Source organism: Aridibaculum aurantiacum, from assembly GCF_017355875.1.
Taxonomy (GTDB): domain Bacteria; phylum Bacteroidota; class Bacteroidia; order Chitinophagales; family Chitinophagaceae; genus Segetibacter; species Segetibacter aurantiacus.
The window spans coordinates 241,666-260,816 of record NZ_JAFEWC010000002.1; the positions used below are offsets into that span (position 1 = coordinate 241,666).

Sequence of the window (19,151 nt, forward strand, 5' to 3'; positions counted from 1 at the left end):
GACTATGCCTTTAAGTTGCTGTAAATAATAATTACCTGTTGTTATTCTTCGCAAGTACCATCAGAACTTCATTGCCATTTTTTAGGCGTAGTTCATTGTTCACTACCTCATAAGAATTTACCCTGCGAATACGATCTAAGAAAGCCTGTTGATCGAAACCGCCACTGCACTCTATTGCTGTTGCAGGATTGGTGTTTTGGAACTGCAGCCTGTCGCCATCTACTATCAAACTACCCATTATTTGGTTGCAACCTGTGTAGCCGGTATAGCTTCCATTTTCGATGTTCAGGTTTAGTCTTGGCAACATGAAGTTATTACCGTTTGCTGCAGTAAGATCCAGTCCGCCTGTGCCAGCATTAAGCGATGTGTTACTCATGTTGGCAGAGCTATTCATGTTATTTTGATTCATAGCTGTGCCCTGGTTCATGTTGGTTGTTCCAGTCATGTTACCTTGAGTCGTGCCAGTGTTCCTGTCCTGGTTCATGGTGTTGTTCTGTGCCATACCAGTAGTGCCGGTATTTGTACCAGTAGTACCACTCATTGTAGCATTAGCACCAGTACCTGCATTTACTCCACCTTGAGCATGTGCCTGTGCACGTGCATTTTGAATAGCAGCTGCATTACCATTTGTACCTGTAGTTCCTACATCAGCTATCTGTGTTCCATTTGAATTAATTCCAGCACCTGCATCATTTACGAATACGGTATTGTCATCAGAAGAAATGCCTGTACCTGTATTGGTGTTAGCATTAGTAGAAGCGTTGACACCTGCGTTTACTCCAGTGTTTGTATTCATACCTGCAGAACCACTTACGCCAGCATTCATATTTCCAGCTGTGCCTGATGTCAAACCTGCTGAAGAATTAGCACCTACACCTGCATTCATACCGGTGGTATTGGCATTCATACCTGCAGAACCACTTACGCCAGCATTTATATTTCCAGCTGTGCCAGATGTCATACCTGCTGAAGTTTTTGCTCCTGCCTTGGTACCTGTAGTAGAACGTTTGTTATTGCTTGCTGTAGTTGTACCTGCATTACGCGCATCCATGGTAGCAGAAGCAGAAAGATATGTTTGACTATTTCTTGCTCTTATAGCTTCTGGTGTCCAATAGCTGGCATAATCTGAAGCACGGTTCGCATCTGATCTCCATGCAGAAGCCATCTCAGGTGTCATAACCAGTGTCCACTGTCCATCTACTGCAGAATTGTAGTTCGTATTTCTGCGCATGTCGGTGTTGTAAGTCCAGCCTCCGGTACCAGTTGTTGCAAGGTCAGCAGCGCGTGCATCGTTGTAGCCGTTGTAAACATTTCCCTGCGACATAACACCTGTATTAGCGTGGTATGCATCAGAGGTCATAGTAGCATTGGCTACGCTGGTTGTACCCATGGTTCCTGTTGTCATGCCAGCACCTGCAGATGCGTTGCTTCCATACATTGCCTGGTCAGCAGTAGCTGGTACATTAGTGGTGCTTACAGAGCCATCCATTGATGTACCAGTATTAGTCCCCGTTCCTCCTGTTGTTGTGTTTCTTGACGTACTGCAATTGACCAGGAGGAATGCCAATGGCAGTACAATAAGTGTTTTTTTCATAGTGCGAATTTTTTGTGTGTTTGCTTCTATTTTCCCTATTCCCATGCCATGGGGGCAGCTTGTAGCAGTAGTTATCCCACATGGCTATAAAAGCTGAAACCTAAGTGTGGTAAGGGTTTTAAAAGATTTTCATTCTGAAGACTTTATCATCTGCAGCAACCGGGTAAAACATTTAGAAGTTGTAGAAGAAGTAGTTGTTTATGTATAACAACTGGTGTACATATTTTTCCGCACGTGTATATTGCATCGCTCCAAATCTATGGTGCCACCTAACAGGTAAGTAAACATTAGCTGGAGGAAATATGTTTTACCAGCCAATCTAATGATGAATGAAGAAATATAAACTGCGATGGTTAAGAATAACAGCTAGGATCATACTGGTGTTACTAGCATTGTTGCTGATAGCAAGTTTTGTTTTCGATCAGCTTGTACAATTCAGGCAGCCAGATGAAGAATTACAAGCCTATTTCCAGGAGAATAAAGTACCAGGCAAGATTGGCTACTATAATAGCCAGGGCAGGCGTATCCGGTATGCATCGGTAGGTAATGATAGTTTGCCTATGCTGGTTTTTATACATGGTGCGCCCAGTTCGTTAGGTATTTACCAGGAGTATTTCAGGGATAGCTTGTTTCTCAGAAAATTCAAAATGGTGGCGCTTGACAGGCCCGGCTACGGCTACTCCGGTTTTGGTGATCCAATGCCTTCTATACAAAAACAAGCAGCTGCTATCCGCCCTCTTATAGATTCACTGCATCATCCCACTCGTCCTATTATCATTGTAGGAAGTAGTTATGGCTCATCCATAGCTTGCAGGTTTGCTATGGATTACCCGCAACTGGTAGATGCGATTGTGCTGGTGGCGCCATCAATGGCGCCGGGTGAAGAAAAGATCTTCTGGTTTTCACGAACAATAGAACATCCGCTGTTACGTAGCCTGGTGCCGCGCATGTTTCAAAGTGCCAATACTGAAAAGCTGGCGCATGAAGCAGAATTGAAAAAGATGCTGCCGTATTGGAAGAATATAATGGTTCCGGTAATGTATATGCAAGGTGAAAAAGATGAGCTGTTGTATACCAGCAATGCTGTTTTTGCTAAAAAAGAATTAGTGAATGTGCCGTACCTGGATATTCACTTCTTCCCTGGGCGGCCGCACTTTATTCCTTTTACAGAAAAAGCTACTATACGAAAGAAAATTCTGCATATGCTGCACCTCGTTACCAGCGGAGAATACACCAAAGAGCAGCAAAAAGATTAACTCACCTTCATAGCCTTCTGGTAGTCGTGAAAGATCTTGGCTGCTTTGATCTCTCCGAAAGAAAAATCATCACCTAAGATTTCTTTGATACTTGAGGAGGTAGAATCATCAGTTGTAACAGCCAGTATCTTATCAAGTTTTTCTGCTTCCACCAGGTCGGTTATGTCCACTTCCCCTGTTAGTATAAACTCGCTTAAATGACTCATAACAGTTGAAGGTGAAAGAGACCTTACTTCTGCTATATCAGCTATAGCCTTACCTTCTTTAAAAAGCTGTAATGATGTGCGTGCACTTTCACCTTTTGCCGGCCTGCCTTTAGGCACTTCTACAGGTGGGGGAACAGCTTTCTTATCTTCTACTATTCGTTCTAACACTTGTACAATGTCTACCTTCTGGTGAAGCGCCTGTGCCAGTAAAGCTGCCTGCTTTACCTGTTGCTGTTGTCGCTTTACTAAAAGCTGTAGGTGTTGCAGTTCCTTTATATATTTTTTTGTCTTCTGCTTCACCTTCATCTCTTCCAGGTGCTTGTTTAGTGGCTTGGCTAGTTTCTCCTCTATCTCTTTTTCAAAATAAGTAGCGGCAGCTGTTGTGCGTTCTGAAACTTGCTCATAGCTGCCGTCGGATGTGCTGGCAAAAAGGTAGGTAAGCTTCTTTATGAACTTGTCAGCCACTTCTTCAAGTGCCGATGCATTGGTGGCCATAGATGCAGCCCATTCTTCAGCAGTTTCTTTACCAGGAAACTGGCGCTCTTCATACGACTGCACTAGCGCGTCCAGTTCATCCAACAATTTTCTAAAGCTGAAGTTGGTCATCAGCATTTGCTCGGTATACACCCTTTGCTCTTTTTCCAGCAGACTGTCAGCTTCATTTTCTGGCAGCTCCAGCTGGGCAAAATGCTGCACCCTGTTATCGGTAGAAATACTGGAGGAGCTGATCTTTGACAGCAGCACCAAACCATCAATGGAAGTAAGGCGGCTAAGCGCCACATAAACCTGCCCGGGAGCAAAAGAAGCCCCTGCATCTATCACTGCTTTATTGAACGTAAGTCCCTGGCTTTTGTGAATGGTAATAGCCCAGGCCAGACGGATAGGAAACTGCGAAAAAGTTCCAATTTCCTCTTCGTCTACTTCGTCTTGTTCTTTGTTGTAGTGGTATCGGATGTTACGCCACAATTCATGCTCCAGCTGCATTTCTTCCGGCTCGTTAGGAAATGTCACGTAAATATCTTCTCCATCTATGCGAGATATGGTAGCCAGCTTTCCATTGTAAAAACGCCGCTGTTCGCCTTTGTCGTTTTTAATGAACATTACCTGTGCACCCACTTTCAGGTAAAGCGTTCTGTCTACAGGATATGCTTTATCAGGAAAATCGCCTGTTATAATTGCTTCAAACTTTTCCGCTTTGGCAGGCAGTTTTTCCAGCTCTTGCTGGTTTACCTGGTCGGCCCGAGCATTGTGCGAAGTAAGAATGATATATCCTTCATTCTGGCCTACCGTAAATTCTGGCTTGTAGTACTGGTGTAAAAGCTGCAGGTCGTCATGGGTGCAGCAGTTGTTTCTTACACTGTTCAGCAGGTTGATGAATGCATCATCTTTTTGCCGGTAGATCTTCTTCAGTTCTATGTAAACAGGAGGCGCTTGCTGTATGGCTTTAGAGTCAAAAAAGAACGGGCTATTGTAGTGCTGGTTCAGTATCTCCCACTCCGTATTGTTTACCACGGGTGGAAGCTGGTACAGGTCGCCTATATAAACCATCTGCACGCCACCAAAAGGAAGATGTGGCTTACGCCTCACATGTCGTAAAACAGTATCTACAGCATCCAGCAGGTCTGCCCGTACCATTGAAACTTCATCTATAACCAGCAGTTCCAGTTCTTTTATTACATCGCGTTTTGCTGATGGCAGGCGCAGGTTCTTTAGCAGTGTATCGCGATTATTGATGCCTGACTCAAAGCCATTCCAGCCGTGAAGTGGTCCAGGTACAAAGGCACCAAAAGGAAGTTGAAAAAAAGAATGTAAAGTAACACCTCCTGCATTGATGGCAGCCACACCTGTGGGAGCTACTACAGCCATTTTCTTCTGGCTGTGTTCGCGGATATATTTAAGAAAAGTGGTTTTTCCTGTACCTGCTTTACCTGTAATAAACAGGTGTTTGCCGGTGCCGCTTACAAATGCAACTGCATTTTTAAAACTGGTATTGGAAGTATCGATAGCCATAACAGGGGTTGAAGATAATGACTTGGTGGGGGAGGTGCAAGGGGCGGAGTTGATAGGTTGAGAAGTTGATAGGTTGATCAGTTGATAAGTTGAGAAGTTGATCAGTGATTAGTGATTGGGGTAGAAAATAACATGATGCATTTTTATCAATAATGCATAGTTGTAGTAACCTGGATTAATCATCTTCGCCAGAAATAAAAAAGCTGCCAATGATTGGCAGCTTTTAGTATTCTCATGTGTCTGATTTATTCTGCTTCAGCTACTACTTCTTTCACTTCTGGTATCATACGTTTCATCATACCTTCAATACCAGCTTTCAATGTTATCATGCTAGATGGGCATCCACTGCAGCTTCCCTGCAGCATCAGGCTTACTACGCCTTCTTCATAACTTTTAAACTGAATTGCACCGCCATCCATTTCTACTGCAGGTTTTACATAGTTCTCCAGTAGTTCTTTAATGCGCTTCACTACGTCGTCATCATCTGCTGCTATAGCATTGCCACCTTCTGATTTAGCAGTGGTCAGTTCATCTTCATTTATTACAGTTCCACCATTTTCCAGGTAGTCCTTCAGGAATTGCTTGATGGTTGGAATTACATCCTGCCAATCTTCAGTGTCTGAAGTTTTGGTAAGTGTAACAAAGTTGCTGGCGATAAATACGCTCTTTATAAACGGGAAGCTGAATAGTTCTTTTGCAAGTGGCGAAGGTGCCGCTGTCGTTTCATCAGGAAAATCGATGCTCTTACCTGGATACAATAGTTTGTTGGCAACAAACTTCATTGTTTCAGGGTTAGGTGTCATCTCTGTATATATGCTGATAATGGGGTTGCCTGTTTTGATCATATACAATAATTTTTATGTGCTGTAGCAAAAGTAACAAACACCATGCACAATATTGGTAATCTGCAACATCGGCAGGCGCTGCATTATGATTTTTTTCTTATATCGGAAACTTAGGTGCAAAAAGAAAGAGACCTCCGTCAGAAGTCTCTTTATCTAAAGAATATCAGATAAAACAGGAACCCTTCGTTCTGTTGATTCAGATCCACTCATATTATACTTCCTTCCTGCTTGTCGTGTACCGTTGGTTTTCCAGGATTGGAATGTTTTCAACTAGGATATTGCCCTTTCACAGGTATTCGGTCCTTCACATTTGTACTTTATTCAGAAACCATGCCACCGGCGGCAAACGCGGTAATGTACAGCAGCAGTTGCTGCCAAAAGGTTGCTACTGCTTACTCTCTTATCTTTGCGCTAATGGAGAGAAGTAATTTTATTGACCACATCCGCATATTTTGTAAGAGCGGACATGGTGGAGCCGGCAGCAGGCATTTTATGCGTAATAAGCTTACTGCATATGGAGGCCCTGATGGTGGAGACGGTGGACGAGGCGGTCATATTATACTGCGTGGCAACAGCCAGATGTGGACATTGCTGCACCTCAGGTATTTTAAAAATGTACTGGCTGAAGACGGTCATCCTGGTGGCGACAACAACCGTACGGGCCGCGAAGGAAAAGACGTGATAATAGAAGTGCCGCTAGGTACAATAGCCAAGGATGAGGAGACAGGGGAGAAAGAGGTGGAAATTCTGGAACATGGACAGGAGGTGATATGGGTAAAAGGAGGTCGTGGGGGATTGGGTAATTCAAATTTTGCTACACCTACCAACCAGGCGCCAGAACATGCACAACCCGGTGAGCCTGGCTCGGAAGGATGGAAAGTGTTGGAACTGAAAGTACTGGCAGATGTGGGATTGGTTGGTTTTCCTAACGCTGGTAAATCAACTTTGCTTTCTGTTATCACCGCAGCGAAACCTAAAATAGCTGATTATGCTTTTACCACGCTTACACCTCAACTGGGGATGGTGCAATATAGAGGCAACAAGAGTTTTTGCGTAGCAGACCTTCCGGGTATAATAGAAGGTGCTGCAGAAGGTAAAGGCTTGGGTCATCGTTTTCTACGGCATATAGAAAGAAACTCATGCTTGTTGTTTCTTATTCCTGCTGACAGTGCTGATCATAAAAAGGAGTTTGACATACTGTACAATGAATTGGAAGAGTACAACCAGGAGCTACTTCAAAAAGATTTTATTATAGCTATTAGCAAAAGCGATATGCTGGATGATGAACTGAAAGAAGCTATTGCTAAAGAACTTCCACAGGATATTCCACATATTTTCATTTCGTCTGTTACCCAAACTGGTCTCACAGAATTGAAAGACCTGCTTTGGAAGACACTGAACAAGTAGTTATACGTTCTTAGACGAATTGAATATTATTATAATGTTACGAAGGCAGCCAAAGCAGGCTGCTTTTGTTTTTAGGCATAGTTTTTACTTCTTCTACTGCAGAAGGATGAATAGAAGCAGGATCGGATAGCATAGGTTACCTTTTTCGTTCTGCTGTATTAAAATCAAATCGTCCCTACTTCCTTCAGCGATTTCTCACCATAGGCGCTTGCCATCATTGCCTGCCATACAGGTTGCTTTAGCCACATCTATTTATTATTTGCCTTACCATCCTCTCGGTTGCTTTACCGTATACTACTGATTGTTTTGCCATAGCAAGATTGCTTCCATGCAACTTTTAAATTTTTGAATTATGAAGAACAATCAATCAGGAAAAACAATGACAAGTTTTGTGGTAGCATTTGCTGTTGTAGTGCTCTCTGTTATGCAACCAGCTATGGCGTCTACACCAGACACACTTAAAAAAGTAGCTGATGTACAGTACGCAGGTGTAAGTAAAAAGCTGATGCACTTCGTGGTACGGTATGCCAATGAAGATGAAAAGCCTTTCATTCTTTGCGTTACCGGGCAGGAAGGTGAGCTACTGTTTCAGCAAAAGTTTTCGCAGAAGAATTTCACAAAGACCATTGCTATAGATAAGAGTGGTCAAACTGCAGGTGAAGTAAGCTTCATCATCAAAGCGGGAAAGCAAGAGTACAAGGAAACCTTTAGTTTTAAAACAGAAGCACCACAGGTGTATGAGGAGGTATTCATCAGCAGGTTGTAAATCTTTAGCTGGTCAACATTAGCAGTTTTAAAAAAGCTAATGTGATTAAATGGCGCTAACATTTTCAAACTAAAAAACAAACTTTTAATTGGTAAGGCAACTGCATGCTATTGCAGTTGCTTTACCTCTTTCTTTTGTGCCGGAATGTTTAGCTCGTTGCTCAGGTTTGGTTTGATGTCTTTAGGTGTTACCAGTCCATTGCTTGATGCGTCAAAGAATGTCCAGTTCTTACCTTCATCAACTGATTCGCCAACCAGGTATGTTGTAGTATTAATGTTGATGCCTTCAAGCAACATATGCATATGCTGCTCTAGCACGCATTGATGATCAGTTTCTGTTTTTACTACCTGTAAAATATTACCAGCTGCCATCACTTTTATGGCTGTATCCGGTATGTGTTTCATTTGTTCTTTTATAAAAAAAACAAAGTTTTCCGCACCACCCATCATGCGCATCATTGCGGGGTGATTGTATGATGCAAATGTTTGCCAGTCTTGTCTTTTGAAAGCTGTCATCATACTATCGGCCGAGCGATAAATATTTTCTTCTATATCGTTAGCTGCTTTATTTCTTTTGATGCCATCGTTTCCGTTGCTGCCATCATTGCTTTTGCAGGCAAGAAAAGAAAAAAGAAAAACAAGGAGGATCAGTCTGTTCATCATGTAATGTGCTGGTGTTTGTGCCAGTCGTGCAAATATTAAACCTTCAGGCTTATATTCTTACAGCAGTTCCGGTCGCTATTACCATTAGCATACTTCCACCGCTACCTACCGTTTCAAAATCAAGGTCAATACCTATAACCGCATTTGCTCCCAATGCCTGTGCCTTTTGTACCAGTTCATTCATAGCATTGGTTCTTGCTTCGTCTATCACTCTTTCGTAGGTGCCACTGCGGCCACCAACTATATCGCGTATACCTGCAAACAGGTCTTTAAAGATGTTAGCGCCAATGATTGATTCTGAACTTACAATTCCCAGGTATTGTTTTATCGGTTGTCCTTCTATAACATTTGTTGTTGTAGTTATCATACTATATGTTTTTATAAATGTAGATAAACGAATGACACAAGCAGCTTGTTTCCGGCAGGTAAATGAGTAGAAGATGATGGTCTTCATTTTCATGAGCATTGTCAGTTTTGTATATGAGCATGGTCAGCAGGGTTGGCTATGGCTGCAAATATTTTTGCAGATAATTCATAGGTATGCTTAGCGGTAAACAAACAACAGGAAATAAAACAGCTTGCTATCACTGCGGTGAAGATTGTGGAAGTAATGTGATAGTGGCAGCAGAAAACAGCTTTTGCTGCGAAGGTTGTAAGATGGTGTACGAGATACTGAACCGCAGCGGCCTGTGCGATTATTATTCAATTAATCAAAACCCAGGTACCAGCCAGCGGGAGCCTCTACGAAAAGATAAGTTTGCTTTTTTAGATGATGTAAAGATCAGGCAATCGCTCATAAGCTACCACGACACAGCTCAGACGCATATAACTTTTTACCTGCCGCAAATGCACTGTAGCAGCTGCCTGTGGCTGCTGGAAAATTTGCACAGGCTTAATGAGCATGTACTTTCCTCAAAAGTGAATTTTACCAGGAAAGAAGCGGATGTAATATTCGATCATACAAAAGTATCGCTGCGGCAGGTGGCAGAATTACTCGCTGCTATAGGTTATGAACCTTACATAAGTTTAAGTGATGTAAAACAGGCCAAACCACGTTTCAATAAATCGAAGATCTATAAACTTGGTGTTGCAGGATTTTGTTTTGCAAACATTATGTTGCTCAGCTTTCCTGAATATTTAGGTATAGATGCCAAGGAGCACAACCTGGTGGGACTGTTCCGCTACCTGAACTTGCTTCTCAGTCTTCCTGTATTTTTTTATAGTTCATCTGAGTTTTACAGCAGTGCATGGAAGAGCCTGCGCCATGGATTTCTAAACATTGATGCTCCTATTGTACTTGCTGTGGTAGTAACCTTTGGACGTAGTGTGTTTGAAGTATTGACAGACACTGGCGGCGGTTATTTTGATAGCATGAGCGGCATTGTTTTCTTCATGCTGGTGGGGCGTGTATTGCAGGATAAAACTTACGAGCAGCTAAGCTTTGAGCGTGATTACACTTCTTATTTCCCTGTTGCCGTTACCAAGGTTGGTAGGGGCGAAGAGACACCCGTTGCCCTTCCTGATATAAAGCTGGATGATACACTGCTGATACATAACCAGGAGCTGGTGCCTGCAGATGGTATTCTTACACGCGGCTCTGCTTTGATTGATTATAGTTTTGTGACTGGCGAAAGTGTGCCTGTACAAAAGGAGATGGGGGAGATCATTTATGCAGGCGGAAAACAGATTGGAAGCAACATTGAACTGCTGGTGATAAAGGAAGTAGCGCAGAGTTATCTTACCAGGTTGTGGAACAGGGAAGAACTGAAGAAGGATAAGCGTGATGAAGAAAGATCATTTGTTCATTTGCTTGCTCGTTACTTCACCTGGGTTGTTCTGGCTATTGCCACCACCAGTGCGCTTTATTGGTATTTCAACAATGACTATGCAAAGATCTGGAACAGCGTTACTGCTGTATTGATTATTGCTTGCCCTTGCGCGTTATTGCTAAGCAACACATTTACCAATGGAAACGTACTTCGGTTGCTTGGTAGAAATAAATTGTACCTGCGCAATGCACAAAAGATAGAAGATATAGCTGCTGTAGATCATATCGTTTTTGATAAAACAGGGACATTAACTACAGGGCAGTACCAGCATATTGAATATTCAGGTGAAGCTCTTACACCTTCGCAAAAAGCTAAGGTTGCAATGTTGGCTTCTCAATCTACGCACCCTATGAGCAAGGCTGTAGCGGCTTATTTAGGTGATAAGAAAAGAGGTACCATAGCAGGTTTTAAAGAAGTACCCGGTAAAGGAATAGAAGGCATAGTAGAAGGCGATCTTATTACAATAGGGTCAAAACAATTTGTGTTTGGAAGCAAGGATCATGAAGAAGAGACCTGCGTATATGTGGCAGTGGAGGAACAGGTGCTTGGTAAGTTCAGGTTCAAAAATCATTATCGCGATAATGTACCATCACTCATCAGGCGCTTGAAGCGAAAGTATAAGAACAATCTTTCTATCCTGAGTGGTGACAATGCTGGTGAGAAGCACTACCTGCAAAAACTACTGGGTAATGGCGCTGAAATAATGTTTCATCAAAAGCCTGAAGACAAACTGGAAACTATAAAGCGCCTGCAGCAGCAAGGTAAGAAAGTGATGATGGTGGGTGACGGCTTGAACGATGCCGGAGCACTCAAACAAGCAGATGTAGGCATTGCTGTTACCGAAAACTCTAACACATTCACACCCGCCAGTGATGGAATCATAGAAGCCAGCAAGTTGCCTGTATTGTATAAGTTTATCAAAATGTGTAAGATCAACAAGCGTGTGGTTATGGCAAGCTTTGTTGTTTCTATCATGTATAATATTGTGGGTATCTATTATTCTGTGCAGGGAGATCTTTCGCCTATGATAGCGGCTATCCTAATGCCCAGCAGCAGCCTGAGTATCATGCTCATTACCTTTGGTGCCAGCAACATTGCTGCCTGGCAAATGAAGATGAAGTGATGAATAAAGAAAAGTATGTTTGATTCAGTATGATATGCTCCAGGTTGTATTGAGCAGAAACGGTGCGTATGTTATCATTTAGCAGAAATCAACATATTCGAGTTCTACTTGATTTTATTTTGAGGTAAATAGATCACTTTTATGCAGAAGAATAAACTCCTTCTATTTAAACCGATCTGCTATGCCTTGCAAAAATGCTATTCATAAAGGAGAACCGCTTCTGCGTTCGCATTTCCTATTGCTTTACCGAATCGTGTATCGGATATGGCGGACACTTGATATCTCTGGCAGGAGAATATATTGACAATATCGGGTGAAGCTAATTCATATGGTATTAAAATATTTTCATAAGCTTCAGACTTAGATCATTTGTTCCTTCTTTTGCGCATGAATTAACACCTCCAGTGTTTTAAAAAATTTTTGCCGACGCCAGACAACGATATTGCCATTGCCAATTGGAATGCCATGCTTAGTGGTAGCCAAGAGGCTTTTACCAAACTCATGCAGGAGTTTTATGCAGAGCTATTCCGGTATGGCTATAGTCTTCACCAGGATGATGACGCGGTGAAGGATTGCATTCAAAACCTCTTTCTTAACCTTTGGCGTACCAAAGGCAATCTTCGGCCAATTACCAATGTAAAGTTTTACCTTCTCAAGTCACTAAGGCGCGAATTACATAAAGAAGTGCTTCGTGATTCTTCCCAGGCCGAAAAACAAGAGCAGTTCCTGCGTGTACAGGACGATCAATCCTATAGCAGGGAAGACCTGATGATAAGTAAAGAGGAACAGGCTCAACTGGTGAGTAGGGTTACAGAAGGCATACTTACTTTATCTGCAAGACAGCAAGAGATCATTTACCTGCGCTTTTACATGGATATGAAACCTGAGGAAATAGCAGAAATAATCTCGTTGCAGCGGCAGTCGGTTTATAACCTGCTGTCAGATGCGCTAAAGCGTTTAAAAGAAAATATTCAGCTCCCGGTGAGTGGCGAAAAGCCGGCAGAAAAAAATTTTTAAAAAAAGTTTACAAAAGTCCAGTAGATTTTTTTCTCCTGCTGCTTTATAGTATTAACTGATTGTTATATGAATTCGCCCACAGCTCCCTTACTCACCATCGAGGACTTTCTCACCAACGCGTACTTCCGCCAGTGGGTGTTCAATCCAGACGAGGAATCCATTGGTTACTGGACAAAATGGATGAAAGAACATCCAACACAGCAACCAAATTTGAATTATTCATTCAGTATCTTACACAGCCTCTACATGCATAACAAAAATATTTCGGATGATGAGGTAAACAACGAGATAGCTAAGATCCTGGCTAAACTAAAGGATGAAGAGGCTAAAGAAGCAACTCCGGCTACCGCAAAAGTATTCACCATTAAGCCTGCAGTACGATGGGCCGTTGCCGCCGCTGTTATCTTATTAGTTGCCTCTATATATTTCTTAAATCAGCCAGCTACTCCTTCAGCATCATACCAGGCATTCATTCAAAAAATGCAAGATGCCTCCACTGAGTATACCAATACCTCAGATACTACAAAAACTTTCACTCTTCCTGATGGCAGCTCGCTTACATTGTATCGCAACAGTAAAGCCACTTATGCATTTGCCGATCAAAAGCGGCAGGTTTATATGGAAGGAAAGGCATTCTTCGATGTAAAGAAAAATCCGGCACAGCCATTTGTTGTTTATACAGATAAAATAGTCACCAAGGTATTGGGTACTTCATTTTTTGTAGATGCATACCCTGCTACCAAAGTTCTTTCAGTGGTAGTCCGTTCAGGAAAAGTATCAGTATACAATAAAGAAGATTTTTCTGAAACTGCTGCACGTCCTCGGCATTTAGGAGGCTTATTGCTTACACCTAACCAACAGGTGGTTTTAGATAAGAATGAAAATCTTTTAGTGAAACAGCTGGTTGAAAATCCTGTATTTGTTAAGCCGGCTGCAAGTACAAAATTCCATTTTGAAGAAACGCCTGTGGTGCATGTGCTGCAGGCACTGATGGAAGAATATGGTATACAAATATTGTACGATGAAGAAGCAATGTCAACCTGCACACTTACTGCCATGTTTGATAACGAAAGCTTCTTTGACAAGCTCAATATCATGACAAAAGCTATTGGTTCTACATATGTAGTTATAGATGGAAACGTGGTAATAAACAGCAACGGATGTAAGTAGAACCCACAAGAGAAAATTCCAAATTTTTTAGTGCAAACAATATTGCTGCAGGACGAAAAGCTTGTGGCCTGGTAACCCTTTATTTTAAAATTAAGCCCAAAAAGCGATTGCAGACATGCGAAACAAAATCCCAAATCTACGGCTAGTCTTCTGCCGGATGCTACTCTTCAGCTCGTTGCTTTTTATGGTAACTGCCACCCATGCTCGTGAAGAGCAAGTACAGCAGTTGCTGGAGAAAGAGATAACATTGAATGCAAGGAATGAGTCTCTTAAAAACATCCTCAATAAAATTCAAGAGCAAAGTGATGCACGTTTTGTATATAGTGCAGAGGTAATAGAGGCTACCCGCAAAGTAACTCTGAAGGTAAATAAGAAGCAGCTTAAGCAGGTGCTTAACGAACTTTTTGCTCCTATGAATGTGGTGTTTGAACTCCAGAATAATCAATACATCATCTTAAGCAAAAAAGGCCGTGATGCAGCAGCTCAACTAGCACAGGTACAATCTTCACAAGTTTCTTTTAATAACGCCGACCCGGATTCTTCCATCATACGCGGAGTGATAACCGATACATCCGGTAATCCCATGGAAGGCGTAACTGTGAGTGTAAAAAGTAGTGGTAAAGCAACTGTGTCGGGCAGAGATGGCCGCTTTGCTATAACCGTAGGACGTGCCAGGACTATACTGGTATTTACCTATGTAAACTATATTATTGAAGAAAGAGAGGTAAGTGGTGGCGCATCGCTTGTAAATGTTACAATGAGGCGTAGCACTACTTCACTTGATGAAGTGGTAGTAGTGGGTTATGGTACGCAAAAGAAAGCTACCGTAACAGGCGCCATTTCTACTGTGTCCAGCCAGGAGATATTGAAGTCGCCTGTTTCCAATGTTACCAATAGTTTAGTAGGAAGACTTACAGGTCTGTCAGCAGTGCAGCGTAGTGGCCAGCCGGGCAACAACGAAGCCTTGATAAACATAAGAGGTAGCGCTACCTATAACAACAATGCAGCAATAGTAGTAGTAGATGGAGTAGAACGTTCTGGTTTCGGTGATATAGATCCAAATGAAATTGAATCTATTACCGTACTAAAGGATGCTGCATCTACTGCAGTATTTGGTATAAGAGGTGCTAATGGTGTAATAGTTATAACTACTAAAGCAGGTAGAGAAGGTAAACCAAGGATCAGCTACAGCTCAAACTTTAGTTTACAAAGCTATACAGGTATACCTAGAGCGTTGAATGCATTTGACAATGCAACATTGATAAATGAAGCAAACAGGAATGATAATATACCTGAAACATGGACTGCTGATGAGTTGCGTAAATTCAAAGATGGTTCCGATCCTTTAGGTTATCCTGATATTAATTGGTTTGAGTATGTAACGAGGAAATATTACCCGCAAACACAGCACAACATCAACGTAAGTGGTGGTACTAAAGTGGTTAAATATTTTGCCTCAGTTGGTTACCTGTTTGAAGATGGAATATTCAAAGAATTTGAATCGCCTTATGGCTTCAGAACTACTCCATCTTATCATCGTTATAACTTCCGTTCAAATGTTGACTTCACATTAAGCAAAGACCTTACTGTGGGTGTGCGATTAGGCGGTAAAATGGGACAACGTTACCAACCTGCAGGTCTTGCCGGCGCTACCTTTTCATTCGACAATGCAGAAGCTATGATATCAAGGATTGTACAGACGCCGGCGTTTGCTTATCCTGTCATGCTTCCTGATGGTCGTATAGCGCAAAACCCTAACGTTGGTACCAATATCCTGAACCCTTACGCGGTGCTTACCAGGTGGGGTACACGAAACGATGATAACAATACACTTGAAAGCACCTTCAATCTTAGTTATAAACTTGACAGGATAACAAGAGGCCTGTCATTTAAAACAGTATTCGGTTACGACTCTTACTTCTCCAGCACTACAAGAAGAAATGCCAGCTGGGCAGCGTATGTTATAGATCGTCAGACTAAAGAAATCTCCCTGGCATCTGACAGGCCAAGAGATGAACCATTAAGCGGCTTGAACACCAGTTATGGTGGTATGATCAGTTCAAACCTTCAGACGGGCTTTAATTATGATCGCAATTTTGGCGCACATAGCTTCACAGGTCTTGTACTTTATACACGCCAGTTAATAGATCAGCCAGGTTCAGGATTAAATGCTCCTCCAAGAGCATCTCAGGGCGTAGTAAGCCGTGTAACCTATAATTACAAGCGCCGCTATTTTGCTGAGGTAAATGCTGCCTATAATGGTTCTGAACAATTTGCTCCTGGTAAGCAATACGGTTTCTTCCCTGCTGTTTCAGCAGGATGGACTCTGAGCAATGAAAAGTTCATGGACAACATAACATGGATATCGAACCTGAAGTTGCGTGGTTCTTATGGATTGGTTGGTAACGATAAATTGAACAACAGGTTCCTGTTCCTTGATAACTATTCTGTAGCCACGGGTGGTGTTACTAACAACCCGGCGTGGTCAAGACCAGGTAATGCCGTTCAATTTGGTCTTCCTACTTCTTTGGTTTCTTATCCTGTAGTTATACCTACTTCTTTTGGTAACCCTGAAGTTACCTGGGAAAAAGGTGTGAAGAGAAATATTGGTTTAGAAGCAAGCTTCTTCAAAAATGTATTGTCACTTACTGTTGATCTGTTTGATGAGATCCGTAGCGACATTCTGACCAACAGGTCATCCGGATTATTGACCTATGGCCAGACATACCCGGCGCTAAATATTGGTGAGGTATACAACAAAGGATACGAGGTTGAGTTGAACTTCCAGCAAAAGTCAGGAGCCTTTAATTATGGTCTTGTTACCCAACTATCCTTTGCCCGCAATAGGATAATCAGCAGGGACGAGCCACCAGGACGACCTGCTTATATGAAGCAGGAAGGTAAACCTGTGGGCCAATTTTTTGGCTATATGACCGAAGGCTTCTACCAGTCAGAACAGGATATTGCTAACTCGCCGGTTAATACTTTGGGTAGGGTTATACCTGGTGATCTTAAATATAAAGACTACAACGGTGATGGCAAAATAGATGCGGATGATATTGTGCCTATCGGTTACTCACGTACACCTGAGTATATCTACAGCTTTTCTCCTTCTGTAGGTTATAAAGGACTTACGCTATCTGTACTATTCCAGGGTGTGGCAAATGTTAGTTCAGATGTTATACTAAGTGAACAGAACAACGGTCAGCAGATGTATGAGTTCCAGAAAGGCAGGTGGACACCTGAAACAGCAGGAACGGCTACATGGCCGGCATTGCACTCAAGAGGAAATGCATTTATCAATTATAGGTTGAATGACTTCATTCTGCAGGACGCATCTTACCTGAAGATCAGGAACATTGAATTGTCGTATAACCTGCCTCAGTCACTACTCCGCAAGTTTAAAGTGCCGGGATTGAGAATCTATGTATCAGGACAGAACCTGGTTACCTGGACCAAATACAGGATGTACCTGGACCCGGAGAACATCAACTTGTCAAATACAGACTTCTCAAAGCAGTCAATCTATCCTACTCCACGCATCATGAATTTTGGTATCAACCTTCAATTGTAATTCCCTAACAATGAGAACTTCCATATTATCTGTATTGATCATGCTGATGCTTTTGCCAGGCACAGCATGTAAAAAATTCCTTGACAGGGCACCAAGTGTAAACCTGAACGAGGAGGCAATATTCGCTGATCCAATTCTTGCTTCGCAATTTGCTGATAATGCATACAACCACCTGGTAGATGAATATGCACGTTTCAATAATCACCGTGGTATTACAGGACAAGCTGCCGACGAAGCAGTATCTGGCAATAGTGATGTAGGTGTTCGCACGCTGGTAACCGGTTCGTACCACGATCACTATGAGCGTGGTGGATCTGCACTTAATGACATCAGCGATATATGGGCCAGGGCATATTCCGGCATAAGAGTGACCAACAAAATGCTGGAGAACATTGACAGGATACCCTGGACGCTTAACCAGTCACCTGCAAGGATCAGGGGTGAGATGCACTTCTTAAGAGCTTTCCTGTACTTCGAATTGATAAAGCGTTTTGGCGGTGTTCCGCTCATCACCCGCACATATGGTGTGAACGAAGACATTGACATCCCTCGTAACACTTATGAAGAATGCGTGAGCTTCATTGTAAACGATCTGAATACAGCTGATCCTTTACTGCCTTCAGATTACAACAACTCTAACAATGGCCGTGCTACTGCAGGTGCTGCAAGAGCTTTGAAGTCGAGGGTTTTGTTGTACGCAGCAAGTAAGTTGAACAATGAGTCGAATGATGTAAGCAAGTGGCAGGCAGCTGCAGCCGCAGCTAAAGCTGTAATGGATATGGGGCAGTACAGCCTGCAGTCTACTTATGCTGACATTCTGAATGTTGCGAGCTCTCCTGAATACATCATGATAAAAGTAAGAGGACCAAGAAGCATAGATGGTTTCCTGCTTGACTTTGCTATGTCACCAGGATCGGGCGGAGCGCAAGGACAATTAAATCCTACGCAAAACCACGTAGATCTTTACGAGATGACAAATGGTAAAGCCATCACCGATCCTACTTCAGGATATAACCCACAGATGCCTTACCAGAACAGGGATCCACGCTTACGTGCAAATATTTTATACAACGATGTAGACTGGCAGGGCCGTAAGATACAAATGTGGAGTGGTGGTAGAGACTACCTGTCAGGCAACGTAACATATACTGCGACCCGTTATTATAGCCGCAAAATGTGGCCAGAGCCTTACATCAGGAATGTGGCAGGTACTGCTATTTTGAACTATGTCTTCTTCCGCTACGCAGAAATATTGTTGAATTATGCAGAAGCACAAAATGAAGCATTGAGTTCACCTGATCAAAGTGTGTATGATGCCATCAATCAAATTCGTGCAAGGCCAAGTGTTGCTATGCCTCCACTGCCTGCGGGTTTAACCAAAGATGATATGCGCAAGCGCATTCGTAACGAACGTGCTGTTGAATTAGCTTTTGAAGACATCAGGTGGTACGACATCATGCGTTGGAAGGCAGGGCCAGAAATAGTAGCGCAGCCTATGTACGGGATGAACGTTGTCAGGAATGCTAACGGCACATTTACCTACAACAGGGAATTGCTGCCAGCAAACCTGCAGAAGGTTTACCAGGATCACATGCATCGTTATCCTATTCCTCGCTCAGAGATCTACAAAAGCAAAGGCATCTTAGTTCAAAACCCAGGTTGGTAAACTCTTAGTCGTAATTATTAATGTAC

General features: G+C 42.6%; 13 protein-coding genes. 8 read left to right on the forward strand and 5 right to left on the reverse strand.

Annotation, left to right across the window (positions count from 1 at the left end):
• Positions 1-31: 31 nt before the first annotated feature.
• Positions 32-1,594: an META domain-containing protein gene (locus tag J4N22_RS12665; protein ID WP_207495128.1), complete on the reverse strand. Its 1,563-nt coding sequence runs from the start codon at positions 1,592-1,594 to the stop codon at positions 32-34.
• A gap of 329 nt (positions 1,595-1,923) precedes the next feature.
• Here J4N22_RS12665 and J4N22_RS12670 point away from each other — a divergent pair, with 329 nt between their 5' ends.
• On the forward strand, positions 1,924-2,850 hold the full coding sequence (locus J4N22_RS12670; protein ID WP_207495130.1) for an alpha/beta fold hydrolase: 927 nt from the start codon (positions 1,924-1,926) through the stop codon (positions 2,848-2,850).
• On the opposite strand, the gene J4N22_RS12675 is transcribed toward J4N22_RS12670, so the two are convergent.
• The gene (locus J4N22_RS12675) at positions 2,847-5,066 is read right to left on the reverse strand and encodes a helix-turn-helix domain-containing protein (protein ID WP_207495132.1); all 2,220 of its coding nucleotides are present in this window, start codon (positions 5,064-5,066) and stop codon (positions 2,847-2,849) included. The genes J4N22_RS12670 and J4N22_RS12675 overlap by 4 nt on opposite strands.
• A gap of 245 nt (positions 5,067-5,311) precedes the next feature.
• The gene (locus tag J4N22_RS12680) at positions 5,312-5,911 is read right to left on the reverse strand and encodes a NifU family protein (RefSeq protein ID WP_207495134.1); all 600 of its coding nucleotides are present in this window, start codon (positions 5,909-5,911) and stop codon (positions 5,312-5,314) included.
• A 414-nt stretch (positions 5,912-6,325) separates the two neighbouring features.
• Between J4N22_RS12680 and obgE the strand changes: the two genes are divergently transcribed.
• The gene (gene obgE / locus J4N22_RS12685; RefSeq protein WP_207495136.1) at positions 6,326-7,318 is read left to right on the forward strand and encodes a GTPase ObgE; all 993 of its coding nucleotides are present in this window, start codon (positions 6,326-6,328) and stop codon (positions 7,316-7,318) included.
• A gap of 352 nt (positions 7,319-7,670) precedes the next feature.
• On the forward strand, positions 7,671-8,084 hold the full coding sequence (locus tag J4N22_RS12690) for a hypothetical protein (RefSeq protein WP_207495138.1): 414 nt from the start codon (positions 7,671-7,673) through the stop codon (positions 8,082-8,084).
• 107 nt (positions 8,085-8,191) lie between these two features.
• Here the strand turns inward: J4N22_RS12690 and J4N22_RS12695 are convergent, their stop codons facing one another.
• The gene (locus J4N22_RS12695; protein ID WP_207495140.1) at positions 8,192-8,746 is read right to left on the reverse strand and encodes a hypothetical protein; all 555 of its coding nucleotides are present in this window, start codon (positions 8,744-8,746) and stop codon (positions 8,192-8,194) included.
• Positions 8,747-8,795: 49 nt separating this feature from the next.
• Positions 8,796-9,206 carry a heavy metal-binding domain-containing protein gene (locus tag J4N22_RS12700; RefSeq protein WP_425339415.1) on the reverse strand — a complete coding sequence of 137 codons (411 nt, stop codon included), beginning with the start codon at positions 9,204-9,206 and terminating at the stop codon, positions 8,796-8,798.
• Between the two features lie 80 nt (positions 9,207-9,286).
• Here J4N22_RS12700 and J4N22_RS12705 point away from each other — a divergent pair, with 80 nt between their 5' ends.
• The 5 genes from J4N22_RS12705 (at position 9,287) to J4N22_RS12725 (ending at position 19,125) form a co-directional block, all read left to right on the forward strand.
• The gene (locus tag J4N22_RS12705; RefSeq protein WP_207495142.1) at positions 9,287-11,698 is read left to right on the forward strand and encodes a heavy metal translocating P-type ATPase; all 2,412 of its coding nucleotides are present in this window, start codon (positions 9,287-9,289) and stop codon (positions 11,696-11,698) included.
• 420 nt (positions 11,699-12,118) lie between these two features.
• Positions 12,119-12,715, forward strand: coding sequence for an RNA polymerase sigma factor (locus tag J4N22_RS12710; protein WP_207495144.1), 597 nt, complete (start codon positions 12,119-12,121; stop codon positions 12,713-12,715).
• Between the two features lie 66 nt (positions 12,716-12,781).
• Positions 12,782-13,885 (forward strand): FecR family protein, encoded by a 1,104-nt coding sequence (locus tag J4N22_RS12715; RefSeq protein WP_207495146.1) that lies wholly within the window; start codon positions 12,782-12,784, stop codon positions 13,883-13,885.
• Between the two features lie 115 nt (positions 13,886-14,000).
• A complete protein-coding gene (locus J4N22_RS12720) occupies positions 14,001-17,459 on the forward strand; it encodes a TonB-dependent receptor (protein ID WP_207495147.1) in 3,459 nt (1,152 codons plus the stop codon).
• A gap of 10 nt (positions 17,460-17,469) precedes the next feature.
• Positions 17,470-19,125, forward strand: coding sequence for a RagB/SusD family nutrient uptake outer membrane protein (locus J4N22_RS12725; protein WP_207495148.1), 1,656 nt, complete (start codon positions 17,470-17,472; stop codon positions 19,123-19,125).
• Positions 19,126-19,151: the final 26 nt, after the last annotated feature.